Below are 19,545 nucleotides of genomic sequence, written 5' to 3'. Positions count from 1 at the left end.
GTTCACCAGGTTCCGGGGAGCGGGATCAGGGTCACCGCGCCCGCGTCCGCGTCAGCGGCGCCGGTCACGGGAAAGCAGGCCAGCCGCGACCCGCCGGACGCGGCCGGGACCGCGATCCGGAGCGTGCGGGGGTGCTCCGGGTCGAGCTCGCCGGCCGGTATCTCATGGATCACCACGCCCTGCTCGGGCCGCAGCGGCAGAACGCCGCCCGCGCGGTGCACGACGACCAGCGGCGGCAGCCGGCAGCGGCGCTCGGTGGTCAGCACCAGGACGGCCGACGACGGACGGCGCCGCAGCGGCAGCCGCGGCCGGCGGAACTCGTACCGGACCTCCGTCGCCGTGGCCGGTACGGCCGCCACCACCGGACGCGACCGCAGCTCTCCGGCGCCGGATCCGGCCCCGCCTCCAGCCCTGCCTCCGGCCCTCCCCTCGGCCCCGGACTTTGTACCGGTCGCGCCCTCGCCGTCGCGCATCACGGTCCGCACGCCCAGCCGGACGGCGCCGGGCCCGACCTCCACGTGGCAGCCGTCGTCCTCGTACGCGCGGCGGCTGCACTCGACGACGGCCGCCCCCGCCCACGCGGCAGGGTCACCGCCGCCATCGCCGCCGGGGCCCGCCGGAGCGGCGAAGCCGGCGCGGCCGGCCGAAGCCGCCGAAGCCGCCGGGGCCCAGATCACCTCGGCGAGCTCCGCGCCGGACGGCCAGATCCAGCTCAGCTCCACCGTGCCGCCCATCCGGCGGACGGTCAGGTCGCGCACCGGGTCCACCACCATGAGCACCGCCGCGGGTCCCACCACCGCCCTCCCCGTGCCCACGGTCACCGCGACGTAGTAGCGGCGCGAGGCGCCGCCGAACGGCGTGCTCAGCGTCCGCCGCCCACCGGGACCGGGCACGGCCGCACCCGGGACCGCCCGCCCGTACCGGTCGGCCTCGTCCGGCGAGATCCCCGTGCCGGACGGCCACGGCGGCGGCTCGGCGGACGTCCGGATCACCACCCGCCCGCTGGACGGCGGCGTCCAGGTGATCCGCGCGACCGGCGGCCCGCCGTCCCCCGCCAGCTCGGCCGACAGGGCCGGCACCGCCTGCGGCGCCTCCTCCGGCAGGCCGGTGACGACCACGCCGCGGGAGAGGCCGCGGGTGCCGTCCGGACGCTCGTAGACCGCCTGGACCCGGTACCGGCAGGTCCGTCCGGGCGTCACGCCGGTGTCGGCGAAGCCGCCCCGGTCGACGGCCGGGGGCGGTCCGCCCTGCGGATCGAGCCTGGTGACCACGGCCTCGGCCGCGTCCGGCGGGAGCCGCCAGGTCACCACGATCTCCCGCGTCCCCGGCAGCACCGCCAGGTCGTGGACCTCGGGCAGCACCGTCACCGGCGGGCCCGCCGCGGGCGCGGACCAGATCCCTTCGACGCGTCCGGCGAGCACCGTGTAATGCAGGTCCGCGCCGGCCGGTGGGGCCGGGTCGCTCAGCTCGTTGGCGCCGGTCTCGCCGACCACCGTCCCGGCGCCGGCCCCGGCCGCCGCCGCCCCGGCCGTCCGCACCACGCGGTACACCACCGGCCCCACCCGCGCCGGGCTGGGCTCCCACGCGACCGTCACCCGTCCCGCGCCCGCGTCCTCCTGCACCCCGACCCGGACGGCGCCGGGCGGGGGCGGCGGGAGGGCGCGCAGCCGATCGCCGATCGCGTCGTCGTCGACGGCCGTCCGCGCCGCCCGGTGGAGCAGCTCGGCCGCCGACTCGGTGCGTCCGGCCGCCAGCTCGCGCGCGGCCTCCTCGGCCCAGCCCGCCACCTGCCGCAGCCGCTCCTCGACCTGGGCGCGCAGCTCCGGCGGCGCGTCCGCCGGCAGCCCCGGAAGGAGCCGCTCGGCCGCCCGCAGCCGGTCGTCATGGAGGGCCTCCTCCAGCCGCGCCACCGCACCGGCCGGACGGGCACCGGCGGTCAGCATCGCCAGCGCGAGCTCCTCCGCCTCGTCCACGACCAGCCCGAGGGCCACCGCGCGCCCGGCGATCAGCCCCATCGGCATCCCCGCGTCCACCTGGGGCCGCAGCACCTGCATCAGCTCCCACAGCAGCAGCTCGTCGAGCCGCCCCGGCTCGCGCGCCGCCTCGGCCAGCGTCGCCAGCACGGTGTCGCCCGCGGTCTTGCCCTCGTCGCGGGCCCGTCCCGCCGAGCGCCGGACCGCGGCGGCGACCATGTCCTGCGTCAGCGGCCCCGCCGGACCCGCGTCCGACCCGGTGACCAGGCGGAACCCGTCGCGCAGCCGGAACCCCGCGCGGACGGTCGCGGTGCCGACGACCGCCTCGGCCGACAGGCCCAGGCCGAGCAGCCCGAGACCGGCGCGCAGCGTCCGGTACGCGGGCGGCGCCGCGGCGGGCAGCTCCCAGGGCCGGTCGACGACGCCCACCCCGTGGCCCGCCAGCGCCCGGCGCACCTCGTCCTCGGAGCAGGCGCCGCCGGTGTCGGCCACCAGGTGGTCGAACGCGGCCCGGCTGACGCGCGTGGTCGTGCGGGACAGCGCGGTGACCGCCTCGGTCAGCCGGCCGGTCGCCTCGTCCGCCCGCCGCCGCGTCTCGGCGTCGAGGACGCCCCAGGTCAGCCCGCCCCTGCCCGCGCCCGCCCGGGCCAGCTCGCCGTGCCCGATCAGCAGCGCGTCGACGAGCTTGCCGTACGACCTCTTCTGCTGCTTGAGCGTCCGCCAGTACGCGACGACCGCCGTGACGTGCCGATCGAACACCTCGCCCTGCAAGGGCGGCGACCCGTCGAGCCCGTACCGGACGAACAGATCGGCGGGCGGGGTGTTCCCACGGGCACGGGCCGGATCGAGCACGCCGCGGCGGTAGGCGTCCCTGTCGAGCAATGGCGCTCCTCGGCCGGAGGGGGGTCGGTCACTCGGACAGCGTGTACCGCTTGACGGCGGTCTTCGCCTCGGCCACCTGGGCCTCCGACAGCCCCTGGATGCGCACCTCGATCCGCAGCTCCCGCTGAGTCTGCAACTCGACCGCGCGCACGGTGAGCAGGCCGAGCTCGTCCATCGCGAAGCCGATGTCGATCGGCGACCCCTTGCGCAGCCGCGGCAGGTCCTCGATGACCCCCTCGCCGATCTTGGCGTTGTCGGCCGGGTCGGCCGACTCGGCCGCGCCGGCCTGCTCCCAGATCTCCACCTTGATGCCGGTCTGGTCGTCGAAGGCGGTGACGAACCGCTCCGCGTCCGGCGCGGCGGGCAGCGCGGTGTTGGCGCGCAGCACGTGGCTCACCGCGTAGACCTCCGCCCCGTCCGGCGCGAAGTCGATGGTCATCACCCCGAAGGCCCGCGGCACCACCGTGGTCACCCGCTGCCCGGCCAGCTTGCGCACCTTCGCCGTGTCGAGCCCGAGCTGGTCGGCCGCCTGCTCGACCGCCCGGTCGGCCTCGGCGCCGGTCACCGGGACCGAGCCGTCCGCGCCCTCGCCCGGAAGCCGCACCTTGACCGCCTCGATCAGCGCGAACCGCGCCGCGCCCTTGGCCACCGCCAGGTCGGGGTCGTGCAGCTTGGGCGCGAACCCGAAGCGCTCGCGCAGCCCCTCGGCCACCGCGGGCATCCGCACCGAGCCGCCCACCAGCAGCACGTCATCGAAGGCCGCCACCCCCTGCTCGGCGGCGGCGTCGAGGGTGCGCCGGGTGATCTCGAAGGTGCGGCCGAGCAGGTCCTCGGTGAGGGTCTCGAACGTCTCGCGGGTCAGCTCCACCTTCGCGGTGCCGCCGTCGAACCGCATGTTGTAGCGCCGCGACTGCGCCGAGCTGAGCCCCTTCTTCAGGTCCTCGGCGGCGAGCGCCAGCTCCTGGAGGAAGTCCTCGCTCTCGGCCGCGGACGACCCGGGGTTCTCCGCCAGGAAGCCCTCCAGCAAGTGGTCGGCGATCCGCTCGTCCCAGTCGGCGCCGCCCAGCCGGTGGTCGCCGTCGGTGCACACCACCCGGACGTCGTCGCCCTCCAGCCGGATGACGGTCGTGTCGAAGGTGCCGCCGCCGAGGTCGTACACCAGGATCGTGGACGACTCCTCGCTCGACAGCGCCTCGTAGTGCAGCGCCGCGGCCACCGGCTCGGGGATCAGGTTGAGCACGTTGAGGCCCGCGATCTCGCCCGCGTTGCGGGTGGCCTCGCGCTCGGCGACGCCGAAGTAGGCGGGCACCGTGATCACCACGTCGCGCACCTCCTCGTGGGTGTGCTCGCCGGCGGCGCGGGCCAGCTCCTTCAGCACCAGCGCCGAGATCGACTCGGGGGTGTGCGCGGTGCCGTGGAAGTCGAGCTCGAAGCTCTGCCCCATCTGCCGCTTGATCAGCGACACGACCTGGTCGGGGAACAGCTTGGCCGACCCCTTGGCGTCCTGCCCGACCACCACGTTGTCGGGCGTCTCGAAATACACCACCGACGGCGTGGTCTCCTGGCCGACGGCGTTCTTGGCAATGGCGGGCCGGCCGGTGTCGTCGACATAGGCGACGCACGAGTAAGTGGTACCCAGATCGATACCATAGGTTGCCATTTCGCGGATATCTCCTCGCTCGGAAGCCGGCTCGTCATCGGGGGTCACGCGGTCGGGCACTCGGGCGGTCAGCGGTCAGGCGGTCATGACGTCTCCGGGGCACCGAGCGGCTCGGCCGTCCGAGGTCCGGGCACGGCGCCGGTCTCGACCTCGGTCCCGGTCCCTGCCTCGGTTCCGGTCTCGGCCTCCGCGTGGTCGAAGCGGTGGAAGCGGGCCCGGACGGGACGGCGCACCCGCCCGGTCTCGCGCTCCACGAACCCGACCGCCGTCACCTCGGCCACCGTGTTGTCCAGGGCCGCGTCGGCGGCCGGCACGACCGCCACCGCCGCGTGCCGTGCCGGGTCGAACGGCTCGCCGGGACGCGCGGTGAACTCGTCCAGGCCGGCCCGCTCCAGCGTCAGCAGCACGTCGTCGGCGAAGCTGTCCAGCAGCCGGCCCGGCGCCGGGTCCGCGCCGTCCCCGGACATCCGGGCGGCCTCCTGCGCCAGCGAGTCGTACAGCCGGATCAGGTCGGCGACGATCGGCTCGATCAGCGACCGGTGCAGGCCGCTGCGCAGCCGCTGGTTCTCCTCGTGCAGCCGGTCGATCACCGCCTCGCGGTGCGCCGATCTCCGGTTGAACTCGGCGACCGCGCCCTCGATGGCCGCCAGCCGCCCGTCCACCTCGAACCCGTCGACCCCATCGACCATCGACCCTCCTCCGCCCCGGCGCCCGCGCGGTTACCGGGGCCGATTCCACATACAACAACAAGAATCCCGCCGATGGGAGGCACTCACCCCCCACCAATCCAAGATCGCCTGAATCGCCCCGATTTTCTACCCCGGTCATTCCCTCAGGCCGGCCCGCGCCCCCCGGTCGGCACATTTCGGACGGCAGATATTCGGGGCGCTCCCGCGGCGCCCCGGCGCCTCACCGGGCCCGCCCCCGGAACAAGCCGGTCACGGCACCGTCACCGCGTCGTCACGGACCGGCGCGGTCAGCTCCGCGAGACCGGCCAGGATCTCCGAAACGGCCACCGGGTCGACCTCACCGAAGTGGTGGTGCCCGCCGGACTCGGACGGTGACCCGGCGCGCCCCCAGCCGAGGAACACCTTGACCACCCGGTGCTCGGCGGCCGGACGGCCGCGCCCGCCCCCGGGCCCCGGGCCGAGGACCACCGTGACGCGCCGTCCGCCTGGGACATCCCGCGCGGCCCAGCTCTGGCTCGCCTCGCCCAGCTCCCCGCCGCCGAGCTCCCAGCCGCGCGCCGGCAGCGCCAGCACCCGGTCCAGCGGGACGCCGATCCCCTCGAACCGCTTCAGCCGCGAGCTCGCCCGCTCCTCTTGGAGGAGAAGGTGGTCGACCCGCACAACCTGGGCGAACGGTTGCAGCACCTCGTAGTCAGCGAGCACCTCGGCCCAGTCGTTCAGCCGGTCGCCGAGGTCGACCGGGTGCGCCACGCGGATCCGCGCGGACTCGGACGGCGTCAGCAGGTCGTCGTCCACGTCGGCGAACGTGCGGTCCTCGGCGAGCCGGAACGCGGTGGTGACGCCGCCGTCATCGCACAGCCACACCAGCCGCCGCACGATGTGCCACAGCAGCGGATGGCCGATCAGGTGCTCCCGGAAGTCGGCGGGCGCCCACCGCCGTCCCGAGGCCATCGCCTCCTTCAGCCGCCCGATCTCGCGGGAGGCGGTGGCGCGCACGTCCTTCTTCAGCAGGGCGTACCGGGCCGCCGCGGCGGGCGCCAGCCGCGCGTCGTCGCGCGCGTTCGGCCTCGGCAGCGCCCGGCGGCGCGTCCCGTCCTCGTCGGCCACGTACGGCCTGAGCTGCTCGTCGAACCCGACCCTGAACCGGCGCGGCCCGTAGTCGAGGGTCATGCTGCCGTCGGCGGCGAGCCCGAAGCCCGGCACCACCCGGTCGGCGAGCTGGTCGGAGGTCAGCCCGAGCGCCGCGGCGACCTCCTCGGCCTTCGCCCGTGCCCGCGCCTTGAGGCCCTTGTACCGCATCCGCTCGGCGATCTTGTGCAGGTGCGTGAGCGCCACGTCCGAGCCGATCTCGGCGAGCACCTCCAGGCCCGCGACGGCCTTGGCGTGCCCACCGTCGCCCGGCCAGGCCCTGATCAGCGAGGTCAGGCGGCGGACGGTGCCGTCGTCGCCGGTCCGGCCGAGCTGGGCCAGCGCCCAGCCCGACTTGGCGTCGGCCCCGGCGATCCGCCACCGCTGGAACAGCGCCCACCCGAACGCGGCCAGCGACCCCGGCTCGCACAGCTCCCGGACCACCTCGACGCCCGCGTACGCCTCGCCGGGCCTGGTCATCGCCAGCATCGTGACCACGTGCCGGACCGCCTCGTCCGGCAGCGCCAGCCCGGTGTCGCGCAGCAGCACCTGCGGGAGCAGCTCGGGAGCGGCCCAGCCGCGGGCCTTCGGCGGACGGACCGGATAGACCTCCAGCGGGTCGACGGCCAGGAACGCCGCGACCGCGTCGGCGGCCTCGCCGCCGTGCACCCGCGCGGCCTGGACGACCGCGTCCGCGCCGACCCCGGCCGCCACGAACCGCAGCGCGGTCTCGGCGTCGCCGCGCTCCCGGCCCGGCTCGCCGAGCGCGTCCGGGACCAGCAGCGGGACGGCCGCCGCGCCGTGCCGGGAGAACCAGGCCACCGCCGTCGGCCGCGCCGCCTTCGGCGCGGTCAGCCAGCGCGCCATCAGCGCGGCGACCTCGGCGTCAAGGAACGGGAGCAGCCGCCCGCCGTACGCCGCCGGGCTCCCCTCCGCCCGCTTCAGCAGCATCGGCCGCACCTCGCCCTCGAACCGGGCCATGACCGGCCTCAGCCAGTGGTCGATGTCCCAGGAATAGGGGTTCCAGTCCTTCACGAACGGCCGGACCACGTCCTCGGGCCCCTCGCCGAACATCTGCCCGCAGAGCTCCTCGGGGTCGCGGCCCGCCCGGAACGCGGCGATGATCTTCCGCCAGTCGTGGTCGTCGGAGTGCATCGCGCGGCGGACCGGCGAGGCCCATCTCTCCCGCTCGCCGGGCGCCCAGGCCACCACCTGTTCGGACGGCGGGACGAGGCCCGCGATCACGACCGGCCGCGCCGCCGCCCGCACCGTCCCCGTCCCCTTCCCCTTGCCCTTCCGCGTCCACGGCGGCTCGGTGAGCAGGGCGGGCAGGGAGGACGCGGGCGCCTCGGCGACCCGCTCCAGCGAGGTGGCGAGGATCCGCGCCGCCGTACGCTCATCGTCGGAGAAGCCGCTCAGCACGCCGGACGAATCAGACGACGCGGCGGCCTCCGCCAGCTCGGGACGCATGCGCAGGTGGCCGGCGACCAGCTCGGCGATCGGCGACCCCGACGCCGCGTCCAGGCTCACGGCCCGCGGGGCCAGCATCCGGAGCGTCCGCACCGGGAAGTGCTCGGCCGCCGCCGCCAGCGCGGGCAGGACGCTCCTCTGGTCGGCCCTGTTCACCAGCATCTCGAACGCCCTGTCATCGGGCAGCGCGCTGAGCGCGTCGAGAATCCCCCTGCGGGCGTCGGGGCCGTTCACGTCGATGTCGAGGTCCCACGCGAGGGTGTAAGTGACGATGTCCCCGAGCCCGTCGACCGCCGTGGCGATGGCCGAGATGTCTCCCTCGAACACGCACGGGTCGAGGTTGGCGACCTGATCGGTCGTGCTCACGACGGACCACCACAGCCAGGTGTTGGTGCGCCGTGAGTTCGGCAGGGCGGCGCAGCACTCGTCCACCCAGTCGACGCGGGTCGGCACGAGGAACGACACCACCAAGCGCCCGACCCGCGTGCCGCGGTGAGCGGCCAGCCCGTCGACCGCCTCCTGGTAGACGCGCTCGTCGGCGACCGCCAGGAGGGAGCGGACCCGCACCGCCCCGTCACGCCACCAAGGGTCCTCGAAATCGTCCAGCTCCACGATCGTGCCGGGCGGACGGAACTCGTGACGGCAGAACTCGACGAACGCGCAGGCGGCGAACGGCAGCCCGTGCTCGGCGGCCCACGCGTCGAGGACCAGCCGCAGCCAGGCGTCGAACTTCAACTCCGAAGGGCTCAGCGCGATCCGCGCGATGGCGGCGGCGCCCACGGGGTCGGGCGCACCGTCCAGATGCCGGCCGATCCGCCCGGCGACCCCGAGCGGGTCGCCGGGCCCGCCGCCCTCCGCCACGACCAGGTCGATGGACGGCCGCACCCGCCGTTCGACCTCGCGCACGGCGGCCACGGCGGAGCCGTCGACCTCGGCGACCGGTACGGCGGCACCGCCCCGGCGCGGATACAGCACGCCCCGCAGGGACTCCGGCAGGATCACCTGATCCTCGTTCGGTGACTGATCGCTCACGGCGCCACTTTAGGAGCCGCCTACGACGAATCGCCTCGAGATCATCCAAAAGAGCGGCTTGCGGGAACGCCGCCCCGGATGTCACCATCGGCCCATGATCGAGAGAAAGGCGGCTCCCGCCTACCAGCGGTGAGTGGGCCCGGCGCCACGCGCGCCTCCGCAAAGCACCGCTCCGCGGAGCGGTGGCAGATCGACCAGCCCCCGGGCGAAGTCCTCGACCGGGCGATCGCACTACGCGACGACTGGCTCGGCCGGGCACTGTGCACCCTGCCCGCCGACCGTCCGGCCGCCGAAGCGGCCATCACCGAGCTGTACCGCCTCGTGGGGCAGCGCGCCCCGCGCTTTGTCTGGGTCGACTCCCCAGGCGCCGCCGCGGACGCCGGGCTGATCCCGAAGATGTCCCCACCGCAGGACTGGACGGCCCCAGAACAATCGACCGTCTGGCCCCTGGCCGCACGGCTGGCCACTCTGGCCTCGACACTCCGCCACACCCTGGACGAGTGCTTCCAGCGTCGCCTGCCCAGATGGCCGCTGGGGTCCTTCCTGGGCTGGCAGGCCGTCCCGACGCTTCCTCCTCGGGAGAGCCTGCGGGAGGGCGCCTCGCTCAGCGAGATCCTCCAGGTCACCGTCCGGGACACCCTGAGAGGAACCGTGCACGAATCGCTGGGCCGGCCCCAGCGCGTCCTGCTGAACCGGCCGGCCATGGCCTGGTACGGGCTGCATGAGGCCCACTGGGTCGCCGAGCACGACATCCTCCGCACCTTGAGCAGGTCCCGCATCGGCGCCGCCACCGGCGCGCAGCTCGACCTGTGGATCGCGCTCGCCCGGTCGTGCGGCTGGTGGTGGCCGGACGAGGACGTGTGCGTGGTGTCCGAACGTCCGGCGGCCGTGCACGCCGAACCCGTCCCCGGCTCCGCGCACGGCGAGCTGCGACTGCACTCCGGCAAGGGCCGGGCGATCCGGTACGCCGACGGCTGGGGCCCGTGCTCCTGGCACGGCACCCTCGTCCCGTCCTGGGTGATCGAGGAGCCCACCGTCGAGCGGATCCTCGCGGAGCCCAACGCCGAGGTGCGCCGCTGCGCCATCGAGCGGATCGGCTGGGACGTCTACATCGACCGGGCCGGCCTGCGCCTGGTCTCGACCGCGCCCGACCCCGGCAACCCCGGCTGCCTGCTCCGCCTCTACGACCTGCCCTTCCAGAGCCTGGGCTCGCGCGCACGCGTGCTGCTCGCCGTCAACGGGTCGGTCGAGCGGGACGGGACCCGCCGCCGGTACGGGCTCAGCGTCCCCGCCGACCTCGACGATCCGGTCGCCGCGGCGGGCTGGTCGTACGGCCTCACCAGAGACCAGTACACACGCCTGCTCCGCCGCACGTGACCCCGACCGCCCCCTCCCCGCTCCACACGAGACCCCCAAAGGTGATGCGCATGACCACGACCACCGTGACCCTCGCCGACCTGACCCGCCGCACCGGACTCGACGTCCTGGACCACCTCGAGCAGGAGATGGCGATCCCGGTCATCGACGGCCTCCAGGCCCAGGGCGACCTGATCGTCGTCCCGCTGGACCTGGCCCGGGACATGTCTGCCGCCCGCACCGCGCGCTGGCGCCCCGTCCCCGCCGCGGGCGTGGAACTGCTGCGCGGCGCGGCGGGCGGCAACCCGCACACGCTCGTCGCCGACCCGGGAACGTGCCGCTGGACCACCGACGTGATCGACCCGGAGGCGCTCGCCATCGGCGTGCTGGAGACCCGTGCCGTCGCCTACCTCATCCACCCCGAGCACGGCGGCACCGGTATCGCGCCGGGCGCCTACGCCGTCCGCAGGCAGCGTGAGCGCGCCACTCAGCGCCCCGGACGGTCCCGCCCGTCCGGTGGTGACCGGCTCGTCGCCGACTGAACCGTCCCCCGGGACGGCTCAGTGATGGAAGCCCGGCTGCGCTGGGGCGCCGGTGGAGCGGTGCCCCAGCCGGTCGAGGCAGCGGCGGATGTCGTCGGCCAGCAGCGAGACCTCGTCGCGGCTGACGCCGTGCCTGACCAGGATCCGCTGCACGACGGTGTCGTCCCGGTGCGCGGGCAGCGGATAGGACGGCACCTGCCAGCCCCGCGTGCTGAGCTGCTCGCTCAGGTCGTAGAGGGTGAAGCCGGGATCGGGATCGTCCTTGAGCCGGTACGACACGGCCGGCAGCGCCCCCCGCCCGTCGTACAGGAGCTCGAACGGCCCCATCTCCGCGATCTCCCCGGCGAGGTGGCGGGCGCTGTCGACGCACGCCTGCTGGACGCGCCGGTAGCCCTCGCGGCCCAGCCGCAGCAGCATGTAGTACTGCGCGATGACCTCCCCGCCTGGACGGGAGAAGTTCAGCGCGAACGTCGGCATGTCGCCGCCCAGGTAGTTCACCCGGAAGATCAGCTCCTCCGGCAGCAGCTCGGCCGACCGCCACACCGCCCAGCCCACGCCGAGCGGCGCCAGCCCGTACTTGTGCCCCGAGGCGTTGATGGAGACGACCCGCTCGACCCGGAAGTCCCAGGCCAGCTCCGGCTGGACGAACGGCGCCACGAACCCGCCGCTGGCCGCGTCGACGTGGATCGGGACGTCCACCCCGGTCTCGTCCTGGATCCGGTCGAGCTCGGCGGCGAGCTCGGCGACCGGCTCGTAGTCGCAGGTGTAGGTGACGCCCACGATCGCCACCACGCCGATGGTGTTCCGGTCGACGTGGCCCGCGAGCTGGTGCGGGCGCAGGCCCGTCGCGCCCGGTTCGAGCGGCACCTGGCGCAGCTCGACGTCGAAGTAGCGGGCGAACTTCTCCCAGCAGACCTGCACCGGTCCGCACACCAGATTGGGCCGCTCGGCCGGCGCGCCCGTCCCGGTGCCCGGGGCCGAGCCCGCGCCGACGCCCACGCCGGCCTCGGCCGCGACCCCGGCCTCGGCCCTGGCCTCCGCCTCGGCCTCCGCCGCACGGCGCCGCCGCCACCGCCACTTCATCGCCAGGCCGCCGAGCATCGCCGCCTCGCTGGACCCGGTGGTGGAGCAGCCCATCGTGTCGTGCCCGGCCGGCGCGTTCCACAGATCGGCCAGGATGCGCACGCACCGCGACTCGATCTCGGCGGTCTGCGGGTACTCGTCCTTGTCGATCATGTTCTTGCCGAGGCACTCGTCCATCAGGCGGTGCACCTCGTCGTCGCTCCAGGTGGTGCAGAACGTCGCGAGGTTCTGCGCCGAGTCGCCGTCGAGCTGGAGCTCGGCGTGGAGCATCGCGTATACGGCCCGCGGGTCGGACGGGTGCTCGGGGATCCGGTGCTTGGGCAGCACCCGCTCGCTCAGCGGCCCGGCGAACAGGTCCTGGTCGCCGTCATCGGGCTCGGCCTCCTTCACGACGTGCAACGCCACGGTGAGCCTCCCGCCGTCAGAGAAGTAGCGCTACCCGGCTACCTCTCCGGCCCGCACCCCCAAAAACCCACCAAAGCACCCCACATCAACAGCAGCGGGCAAAGCCCGGCGGACCGATCAGTACGTGTCGAGGGTGCGCCGCAGGATCGGCACCGTCTGCTCGGGCGGAGCGGCCTCGGTGACCAGGGTGTTGAAGGTGTGCCAGTGGTGCTCGATCTCGGCCCGCCGGAACGGGTAGACCGCACTGTTGTGCCGTTCGAGGTACACCATGTCGGGCAGCCCCTGCTGCGGGAAGCGGACCAGGGTGACGGGACCGTCGCCCGCCACCCGCCCGCAGATCCCGTACGGCGCGATCTGCACGGTGACGTTCGGCCGTCCGCAGAGGTCGATGATGTGCTGGAGCTGCGCCCGCATCGTCCGCGGGCCGCCGATGGGCCGCCACAGCGCCGACTCGTCGAGCACCGCCCACAGGTTCAGCGGCCTCGGCCGGCGCCGCAGCACCCGCTGGCGGCCCATCCGCAGGTCGACCCGCCGGTCGACCTCGTGCTCGGGGACGACGCGGCGGATGACCTCGCGGGCGTAGTCCTCGGTCTGCAGCAGGCCGGGGACGAACTGCGACTCGAAGCAGCGGACCAGCCGCGCCGTCTGCTCGGCGCTCAGGTAGGGCCGCACCCACTCGGGCACGATGTCGCGATCGGCGTGCCACCACGCCCGCCCGTTGGCCTGGTCGGCGAGCGCCAGCAGCGTGGCGCGCGGGGCCTCGTCGCTCACGCCGTACAGGCTGAGCAGGTCGGCGATGTCGCGCCGCTTACACCCGATGCGGCCCAGCTCGAGGCGGCTGATCTTCGAGCTCGAACCGCGGATCGCCGCTCCGGCGTCCTCGCGCGAGAGGCCGGCCGCCTCCCGCAGCTCGCGCAGCCGCAGGCCGAGCAGCATCCGCGGGACCAGCGGGTCGCCCTGGACGGACGTGGCATGCCTGCTGCCGGGGATCGTGACGGAGGCCATGGGGGGACTCCTCGTCGGAGACGGCGGTGCAAAACCGGTCTCACTATAGCTTCACGCACCGCGTCGGCCACGGAACCGTGCGCCACACCGGCGGACGGCGCCCCGCCCGCGGCTCCGGCCAGGGCGCCCGTCCCGTCAGGGCTTGCGCGCCACCCCGCACAGGGTGGGCAGGTCCTCGGTGTCGATCCCCTCCACCTCGGGACGCCACCGCGGACTCTGCACGAATCCCGGCTCGACCGGCTCGAGCCCGTCGAAGTAGCCCGCGATGAACTCCGGGCTGCGCAGCCTGAACGGGATCGCGCCGGTGTCGTCGTACACCTTCTGCGCCGCGTTGAACCCCGCATGGGTGTCGGTGCAGTCGTCCAGGATGAGGAAGCTGCCGGAGGCGAGCGGGCGCAGCAGCCCCCGCGCGACCGCCAGGGCCTCGTCCGGATCGACGATGTGCCCCATCACGTTGACCAGCAGCAGCGCCACCGGCTTGGACAGGTCCAGCACCGCCGCGGCCCGCTCCATGATCGCGTCGGGATCGTGCAGGCTGGCGTCGATGTAGGTGGTGGTGCCCTCGGGCGTGCTGGTCAGCAGTGCACGCGCGTGCGCGAGCACGAGCGGGTCGTTGTCGACGTACACGATGTGCGAGTCGGGGGCCGCGCGCTGGGCCATCTCATGGGTGTTGTCGAGCGTGGGCAGCCCGGTCCCGCAGTCCATGAACTGGCGGATGCCGTGCTCTCCGGCCAGGTAACGGATGGCGCGATCCATGAAGTACCGGCCGGACCGGGCTATCTCCACGATCCCGGGATACAGCGCCACATACTGGTCACCTGCGGCCCGGTCGACCTCATAGTTGTCGGTCCCGCCGAGCCAGTAGTTCCAGATCCGGGCCGATTGCGGAACGTCAGTATTGATCTTCGCTTGCGAACCCTGCGCCGGGTCGGGGGGGCCATCGGTCATGGTCCGGCGTTCCTTCCAGCAGTCCTGCCTCCTGATTCCCCCAACCTAGACCTCGCCCCGAGCACCCCGCCGGGAACGCGGAATTCGGACACTCCCCACTCCCATTCACCGCTTTTACGGATGCACATAATCAAAATCCCCCAAGCCCCAGCCAAGTAGGCAAAATCCCAGGCAACCACCCCTCTCTCCCGCTCACCACCAGGAACACCAGCACACTCGGACCGCCCACTTCACCACACTGGCCCCATATCTTTACAATCCAGACAGGCCCTGGAGTGCACACCCTCCCTTCGATTCGGGCACCGCAATATCACCATTCAGGAAGACCACCTCCACGCCCAGAGGCCGCCCGAAAAGATCATCAATTCCCCCGACCCGAACCACCCGCACACCGGCCACCGGGGGCGCGAAGGGGCGCCGGCGCTTGTACGGTCGGGCGCATGCCCTCGCAACGTACGGCGCCGAAAAAGCTCAAGGAGCCCACCGCGCCCAAGCTCCCCACCACCCTCGCCACCGCCACCGGCGACCTCGCCGACGACGGCGTCTACCTGTCGACGGCGTTCGGTGCGGTGGACCTGGTGGGAAGCGAGGCGGAGGACACCGAGTTCGAGCGCTGCTCATTCAGCGGGACGCGCCTGTCGGCGACCGCACTACAACGCGCCACCCTCAACGACGTCGTGTTCAGAAGCTGCGACCTGGCCAACGTCCGGCTCGCCAACTGCCGGATCTTCACGACGGCGATCGACGGATCGCGGCTCACCGGTGCCGCCTTCAGCGACTGCGGGTTGCAGGACGTCCTGTTCGAGTCATGCCGGGCCGACCTCGCGGGCTTCCGCTTCAGCACGCTCCGGCGGGTGGTGTTCCGGGACTGCAATCTCGAGGCCGCCACCTTCCAGAACGCCGACCTGCGCGGCGCCCGGTTCGAGGGCTGCCGGCTGAGCGGCGCCCAGTTCAGCGGCGCCGACATGACCGGAACCCACATCACCGACTGCGACCTGCGCGGCATCGGCGGAGTGCAGAGCCTCCGCGGCGTCACCGTCACCGCCGCCGACGCCCCCGGCCTCCTGTCAAGCCTCACCGCCGAACTAGGCATCACCATCCAGGACTGACGGTGAGGTGAAGCCGCCGGAGCCGAACCAGGTGCGGACGAGGCGGACGCTTCGGCGACCACCGGCGGCCTTCGAACACACGTTCGCCCAGGGGGTAGCCTGGACGCCATGACAGGCGCATTCCAAGGCTCGCTGCTGGACGATCCGGGCGAGGCCGGCCCGCGGCCCCTGGACGTCCGGCGGACGCACCTCGCCCACGGAGCCTGGATCGACGTCCACCCGGGCTGGATCGCGGGCGCCGACGCCCTCTTCGAGCGGCTGCTCCACACCGTCCCGTGGCACGCCGAGAGCCGCCGGATGTACGACCGGACGGTCGACGTCCCCCGCCTCCTCGCCTTCTACGACGAGGGCGACGCCCTGCCCGACCCCGTCCTGGACGAGGCCAAGCGGGCCCTCGACGCGCGCTACGCCCCCGAGCTCGGCGAACCGTTCCGCACCGCCGGCCTCTGCCTCTACCGCGACGGCCGCGACAGCGTCGCCTGGCACGGCGACACCATCGGCCGCGGCAGGACCCACGACACCATGATCGCGATCGTCTCGGTCGGCGCCCCCCGCTCGCTCCTGCTCCGCCCCCGCACCGGCGGCCCCACCCACCGCAACGACCTGGGCCACGGCGACCTCATCGTCATGGGCGGCAGCTGCCAACGCACCTGGGAACACGCCATCCCCAAAAGCGCCCGCGCCCTGGGCCCCCGCATCAGCATCCAGTTCCGCCCCCGCGGCGTGCGCTGAAGAATCGTCCACCCGACTCGATTCCCGCCCGACTACCAGCTCTTCCTCCTGCGAACGATCCCAGAACCGCCGGAAGCAGCGGGGATCTTCTCGGCCTGCTCCCCGCGGGGTTCGCCTTGATGCTCGACCCCGGAACGCCGCACGCTTGGGAGTTGCCCGGCCGCAGCACCTGACGGGACTCCTGCTGGAGCGGGCCGCACCACCGAAAACGCGCACATTTGGCGACGGTGCGGCGGTCTGCATGTGCGGTCGGCCGCGAAGGACGAGGATGGACGGATGGACGATGCTCCCTTCGACCCCGCGCCGGTGCTCGGGCAGATCGCCTCGGCGACCGATGACCTGCTCGCCGGCGCCGCCCGGCTGGACGACGCCGACATGCGCGCGCCGTCCCTGCTGCCCGGCTGGACGCGCGGGCACGTGCTGACCCACCTCGCCCGCAACGCCGACGGCGGCACCCGGCTGCTGACCTGGGCGCGTACGGGCGAGGAGTCGCATGAGTACCCCAGCATGGAGGCCAGGGCGGCGGAGATCGAGGCGGGTTCGGGACGCGGCGCCGGCGAGCTGGTCGCCGACGTCCGCGCGGCGGCCGACCGGTTCGCCGCCGCGTACGCGCTCATGCCCGCGGAGGCGTGGGAGCACGTCGTGCAGTGGACGTCCGGGGTCCGCCGTCCCGCCGTGCGCGCCGCCGACGCGCGGCTGACCGAGGTGCTCGTCCACCATGTCGACCTCGGCGGCGGTTTCACCCCGGCGCACTGGCCGCCGGAGTTCACCGCCCGGCTGCTCGGACGGGTCGTCACGTCGTTCGCCCAGCGCGAGGACGCGGAGGCCCTGCGGATACGGCTGCACGCCATCGACACCGGCATCCAGTACGGGGACGGCTCCACCATCGTGCGGGGCCCACAGGCGGCGCTACTGGCGTGGCTGATGGGCCGCTCGAACGGCGACGGTCTCAAGACGGACGACGGGACGCCACTGCCGAGCCCACCCTTCCTCTTCTAGAGAGGAAGGCTCTTCTAGAGAGGACGGGCGGACTCGGCGGACGGTCCGATTTACGAGCTGACGGCCGGGCAGCGGGCGCCGTTGGCAGGAAGGGTGAGCGACACCAGGTACGCGTCGGTCGCGCTTTCCATGCACGGGCCGCTGCGGGCGCTGCCGTGTCCGGCGCCCTCGTAGGTGAGCAGCCTGCCCGAACGGCCCATCTGCTTGGCGGCGTTCGTCGCCCACGCGTAGCCGCTGGCCGGGTCGTGCAGCCCATTGACCAGCAGGATCGGCGCACTGCCCCGCACCTTCAGCCGGTGCTGCGGGTTGCTGACCGGCTGCGGCGCGCCGAGGCACCCGGCCGCGGCGAGGAGCGGGCGCGTGTACGGCAGGTCCGGCGCGGTCCTGGCCATTACGCGCGCGTTCGCGGCGTACTCCCGGTAGTTCCGCGCCGGCAGGCTCCAGTCCGAGCAGAAGACCGACAGGAACGGGTCCGCCGTGGTGGCCTCCGCCGCCTTCACCGGCTGCTCGGCGGGCGCGCTCGCGGTCCGCCCGGCCGGACGCTCCGCCGGACGGGCGGCGTCGAAGCCCGCCAGGTAGGTCGCGATGGCCTGGTAGTCCGGACCGTAGAGCTTGCGGAACACCTTCTCGACGAGCTGGACCGGCTGCACCTTCTTCGCAGGGTTGGACGGATCGGTCAGCTCGCCCCGTTCCGCCTTGGCGCGCAGGTCCGCCATGAGGGCGCGCACGTCGCGTCCGTGCAGCGCGCACCCGGTGTCGGACGCGCACCACTTCACGAACTCGTCGAACGAGTCCTGCGCCGTGGCCGCCTGGGTCTTCAGGAACTGCCGGGCGTTCGGGAGGCTGTGGTCGACCACGCTCTCCAGCAGCATCGCGCGGATCCGGCCCGGGTACTTCTCGGCGTACTGCTCCCCGAGCAGCGTCCCGTACGAGCTGCCGTGGAAGTTCAGCCTCCCCTCGCCGAGCGCCTTCCGGAGCGCCTCGAGGTCCTGGACCATGCTGAGCGTGTCGACGTGGTCGGCCAGCGGGCCGGTGCGGGCCCGGCAGTCCTTCCGCAGCTCGTTGTTGTAGGCGACGGTGGCCTCGAAGTCGGCCTGTCCGGTCATCAGCGGCGAGGGCCGGGCGGCCAGCAGCGTGGTCGAGCACACGACCGGGTTGCTCTTGCCGACTCCGCGCGGGTCGAGGCCCACGATGTCGAACCGGCGCTGGATCTCTTTGCTGAACCGGTCGGGATTCTCCACGACCCGCCCGGCGCCGACGTCGCCCGGACCGCCGGGCCCGAACACGAGCGTGCCGACTCGGGCCTTCGGGTCGGTGGCCTTGCGGCGCGCGAGCGCGAGGCCGAACTTCTGCCCGTCCGGGTGCGCCCAGTCGACCGGCACGGGCAACGTCGCGCACTCGGCGCCGTTCTCGCACGGCTCCCACTTGATCGACGACGCCGACGTGCCGCCGCCGGACGGCGCCGCCGCTCCGCCGGACGACGCGGCCAGGCTGCCGGTCACCGCGGACGGTCCGGTGAGCACCAGGCCGCCGACGGCCGCCATCGTGCCCGCCGCAGCGACGGCGAGGCCCCCGACGGCCAAGCGCCGCAGCCTCCGCCCCCTCGGCGCGCCGGCCACGCGCGGCTCCCCGCCGTGCGGCCCTCCGTCGTCCGGCCGGCCACTGGCCGGGGTGCCTTCACGCATCATGCGGGATCTGTCCCTTCCCTGGAGGAGCGTTCCTGTGAGGTGTCGTCCGCGGCCTGAGGCCGCTCGGCCCTGATGCCGGACCGCCGAGTGGCAGCTCGACGGCCCTGGGACGTGACGATCACCGATCACGTTAGGCCCGTCGAACCCCCAGGAAGGGGACGACCAGGGTCATCTCAGGGTGGGGCCAGGGTCAGCTCAGGGTCGGTGAATCCCGGGCCGGACGCCGTCCGGCCGACCGGACGCCGGCGCGCTAGAAGAGCAGGCCCATGTGGTACTGGTCGACGGGGCGGCCATCGATCTCCAGCCCCGACCGCCGGAGCCCCTCGACCACGAATCCGCAGGTCAGATAGAGATTCAGGGCGGCATGGTTGTGCGTCATCACGACCAGCTCCAGCCGTCGCAGGCCCCGCCGCCGGGCCGCCTCGGCCGCCGCGCCGAGCAGCGCGCGGCCGATCCCGCGGCGTGCGTGCGACGCCCGGACTCCCATCACGACGTAGCCCGTCCGCCGCGAACGCACGAGCGGGCTCACGGTCACGCCGACGTACCCGGCGAGCGCCTCGTCCGTTCCCTCCGCGTCCGCGACGAAAGTGTAGGACGGGTCGGTGCCGCCCGCCTGGGCTTCGAGCCGGTGCCGGAGGCGGGCCGGGTCATGGTCGCGTTCGTCCGGTTCGAACAGCATGAAGCGCGACTCGTCGTCCAGCACATGCTGGAGGCCGAGCAGCGCCGCCGCGTCGCCGGGCACGGCGAGCCGCACGGGCCGGGGCACAGCGCGGCGCCCCGTCCCCTGGCCCGAGGCCGACCCCGGCCCGCGGCTCGGCGCCGCCCCCGGGCCCGACCTCGGCCC

Annotated in this window: 14 protein-coding genes; 5 read left to right on the top strand and 9 right to left on the bottom strand. The window is 73.8% G+C overall.

The window, feature by feature from the left end; genetic code table 11:
* Positions 1 to 2: 2 nt before the first annotated feature.
* The 4 genes from OHA34_RS25685 to OHA34_RS25670 all read right to left on the bottom strand — a co-directional run bounded on the left by OHA34_RS25685 (position 3) and on the right by OHA34_RS25670 (position 8,834).
* Positions 3 to 2,855 carry a hypothetical protein gene (locus tag OHA34_RS25685; RefSeq protein WP_329519153.1) on the bottom strand — a complete coding sequence of 951 codons (2,853 nt, stop codon included), beginning with the start codon at positions 2,853 to 2,855 and terminating at the stop codon, positions 3 to 5.
* Between the two features lie 28 nt (positions 2,856 to 2,883).
* A complete protein-coding gene (locus OHA34_RS25680) occupies positions 2,884 to 4,515 on the bottom strand; it encodes an Hsp70 family protein (protein ID WP_285939042.1) in 1,632 nt (543 codons plus the stop codon).
* Between the two features lie 83 nt (positions 4,516 to 4,598).
* Positions 4,599 to 5,204, bottom strand: coding sequence for a nucleotide exchange factor GrpE (gene grpE, locus OHA34_RS25675; RefSeq protein WP_329519152.1), 606 nt, complete (start codon positions 5,202 to 5,204; stop codon positions 4,599 to 4,601).
* Positions 5,205 to 5,453: 249 nt separating this feature from the next.
* A complete protein-coding gene (locus tag OHA34_RS25670; protein WP_329519151.1) occupies positions 5,454 to 8,834 on the bottom strand; it encodes a DUF4132 domain-containing protein in 3,381 nt (1,126 codons plus the stop codon).
* 129 nt (positions 8,835 to 8,963) lie between these two features.
* Here OHA34_RS25670 and OHA34_RS25665 point away from each other — a divergent pair, with 129 nt between their 5' ends.
* A complete protein-coding gene (locus OHA34_RS25665; RefSeq protein ID WP_329519150.1) occupies positions 8,964 to 10,211 on the top strand; it encodes a DUF6745 domain-containing protein in 1,248 nt (415 codons plus the stop codon).
* A 50-nt stretch (positions 10,212 to 10,261) separates the two neighbouring features.
* Positions 10,262 to 10,732 carry a hypothetical protein gene (locus tag OHA34_RS25660; protein WP_329519149.1) on the top strand — a complete coding sequence of 157 codons (471 nt, stop codon included), beginning with the start codon at positions 10,262 to 10,264 and terminating at the stop codon, positions 10,730 to 10,732.
* 18 nt (positions 10,733 to 10,750) lie between these two features.
* Here the strand turns inward: OHA34_RS25660 and OHA34_RS25655 are convergent, their stop codons facing one another.
* From OHA34_RS25655 to OHA34_RS25645, 3 genes are all read right to left on the bottom strand, one after another.
* Complete coding sequence (locus OHA34_RS25655; protein WP_329519148.1) at positions 10,751 to 12,220, bottom strand: glutamate decarboxylase; 1,470 nt, start codon at positions 12,218 to 12,220, stop codon at positions 10,751 to 10,753.
* A gap of 117 nt (positions 12,221 to 12,337) precedes the next feature.
* Positions 12,338 to 13,225 (bottom strand): helix-turn-helix domain-containing protein, encoded by an 888-nt coding sequence (locus tag OHA34_RS25650; RefSeq protein WP_285939048.1) that lies wholly within the window; start codon positions 13,223 to 13,225, stop codon positions 12,338 to 12,340.
* 135 nt (positions 13,226 to 13,360) lie between these two features.
* Entirely contained in the window at positions 13,361 to 14,173 is an 813-nt protein-coding gene (locus OHA34_RS25645; protein ID WP_329519147.1) for an SAM-dependent methyltransferase, read from the bottom strand.
* 440 nt (positions 14,174 to 14,613) lie between these two features.
* On the opposite strand from OHA34_RS25645, the gene OHA34_RS25640 reads away from it, so the two are divergent.
* The 3 genes from OHA34_RS25640 to OHA34_RS25630 all read left to right on the top strand — a co-directional run bounded on the left by OHA34_RS25640 (position 14,614) and on the right by OHA34_RS25630 (position 17,013).
* The gene (locus OHA34_RS25640; protein ID WP_329519146.1) at positions 14,614 to 15,282 is read left to right on the top strand and encodes a pentapeptide repeat-containing protein; all 669 of its coding nucleotides are present in this window, start codon (positions 14,614 to 14,616) and stop codon (positions 15,280 to 15,282) included.
* A 108-nt stretch (positions 15,283 to 15,390) separates the two neighbouring features.
* On the top strand, positions 15,391 to 16,014 hold the full coding sequence (locus OHA34_RS25635; RefSeq protein WP_329519145.1) for an alpha-ketoglutarate-dependent dioxygenase AlkB: 624 nt from the start codon (positions 15,391 to 15,393) through the stop codon (positions 16,012 to 16,014).
* Positions 16,015 to 16,290: 276 nt separating this feature from the next.
* Positions 16,291 to 17,013: a maleylpyruvate isomerase family mycothiol-dependent enzyme gene (locus OHA34_RS25630; RefSeq protein ID WP_285939052.1), complete on the top strand. Its 723-nt coding sequence runs from the start codon at positions 16,291 to 16,293 to the stop codon at positions 17,011 to 17,013.
* A 50-nt stretch (positions 17,014 to 17,063) separates the two neighbouring features.
* Here OHA34_RS25630 and OHA34_RS25625 read toward each other — a convergent pair whose 3' ends face one another.
* Positions 17,064 to 18,596, bottom strand: coding sequence for an alpha/beta hydrolase (locus tag OHA34_RS25625; RefSeq protein ID WP_285939053.1), 1,533 nt, complete (start codon positions 18,594 to 18,596; stop codon positions 17,064 to 17,066).
* A 355-nt stretch (positions 18,597 to 18,951) separates the two neighbouring features.
* Entirely contained in the window at positions 18,952 to 19,467 is a 516-nt protein-coding gene (locus OHA34_RS25620) for a GNAT family N-acetyltransferase (RefSeq protein WP_329519144.1), read from the bottom strand.
* Positions 19,468 to 19,545: the final 78 nt, after the last annotated feature.

The sequence above is a fragment of the Spirillospora sp. NBC_01491 genome, assembly GCF_036227065.1.
Classification (GTDB): Bacteria; Actinomycetota; Actinomycetes; order Streptosporangiales; family Streptosporangiaceae; genus Spirillospora; species Spirillospora xylanilytica.
Note: the sequence above shows the minus strand (reverse complement) of the source record. Positions and strands in the feature narration are given on the sequence as shown.

What these genes read in the sequence shown, in the direction of transcription:
- OHA34_RS25660 (WP_329519149.1), top strand. Translation starts at nt 10,262, where the DNA reads ATGACCACGACCACCGTGACCCTCGCCGACCTGACCCGCCGCACCGGA.
- OHA34_RS25630 (WP_285939052.1), top strand. Translation starts at nt 16,291, where the DNA reads ATGGACGATGCTCCCTTCGACCCCGCGCCGGTGCTCGGGCAGATCGCC.
- grpE (WP_329519152.1), bottom strand. Translation starts at nt 5,204, where the DNA reads ATGGTCGATGGGGTCGACGGGTTCGAGGTGGACGGGCGGCTGGCGGCC.
- OHA34_RS25635 (WP_329519145.1), top strand. Translation starts at nt 15,391, where the DNA reads ATGACAGGCGCATTCCAAGGCTCGCTGCTGGACGATCCGGGCGAGGCC.
- OHA34_RS25640 (WP_329519146.1), top strand. Translation starts at nt 14,614, where the DNA reads ATGCCCTCGCAACGTACGGCGCCGAAAAAGCTCAAGGAGCCCACCGCG.
- OHA34_RS25645 (WP_329519147.1), bottom strand. Translation starts at nt 14,173, where the DNA reads ATGACCGATGGCCCCCCCGACCCGGCGCAGGGTTCGCAAGCGAAGATC.
- OHA34_RS25680 (WP_285939042.1), bottom strand. Translation starts at nt 4,515, where the DNA reads ATGGCAACCTATGGTATCGATCTGGGTACCACTTACTCGTGCGTCGCC.
- OHA34_RS25650 (WP_285939048.1), bottom strand. Translation starts at nt 13,225, where the DNA reads ATGGCCTCCGTCACGATCCCCGGCAGCAGGCATGCCACGTCCGTCCAG.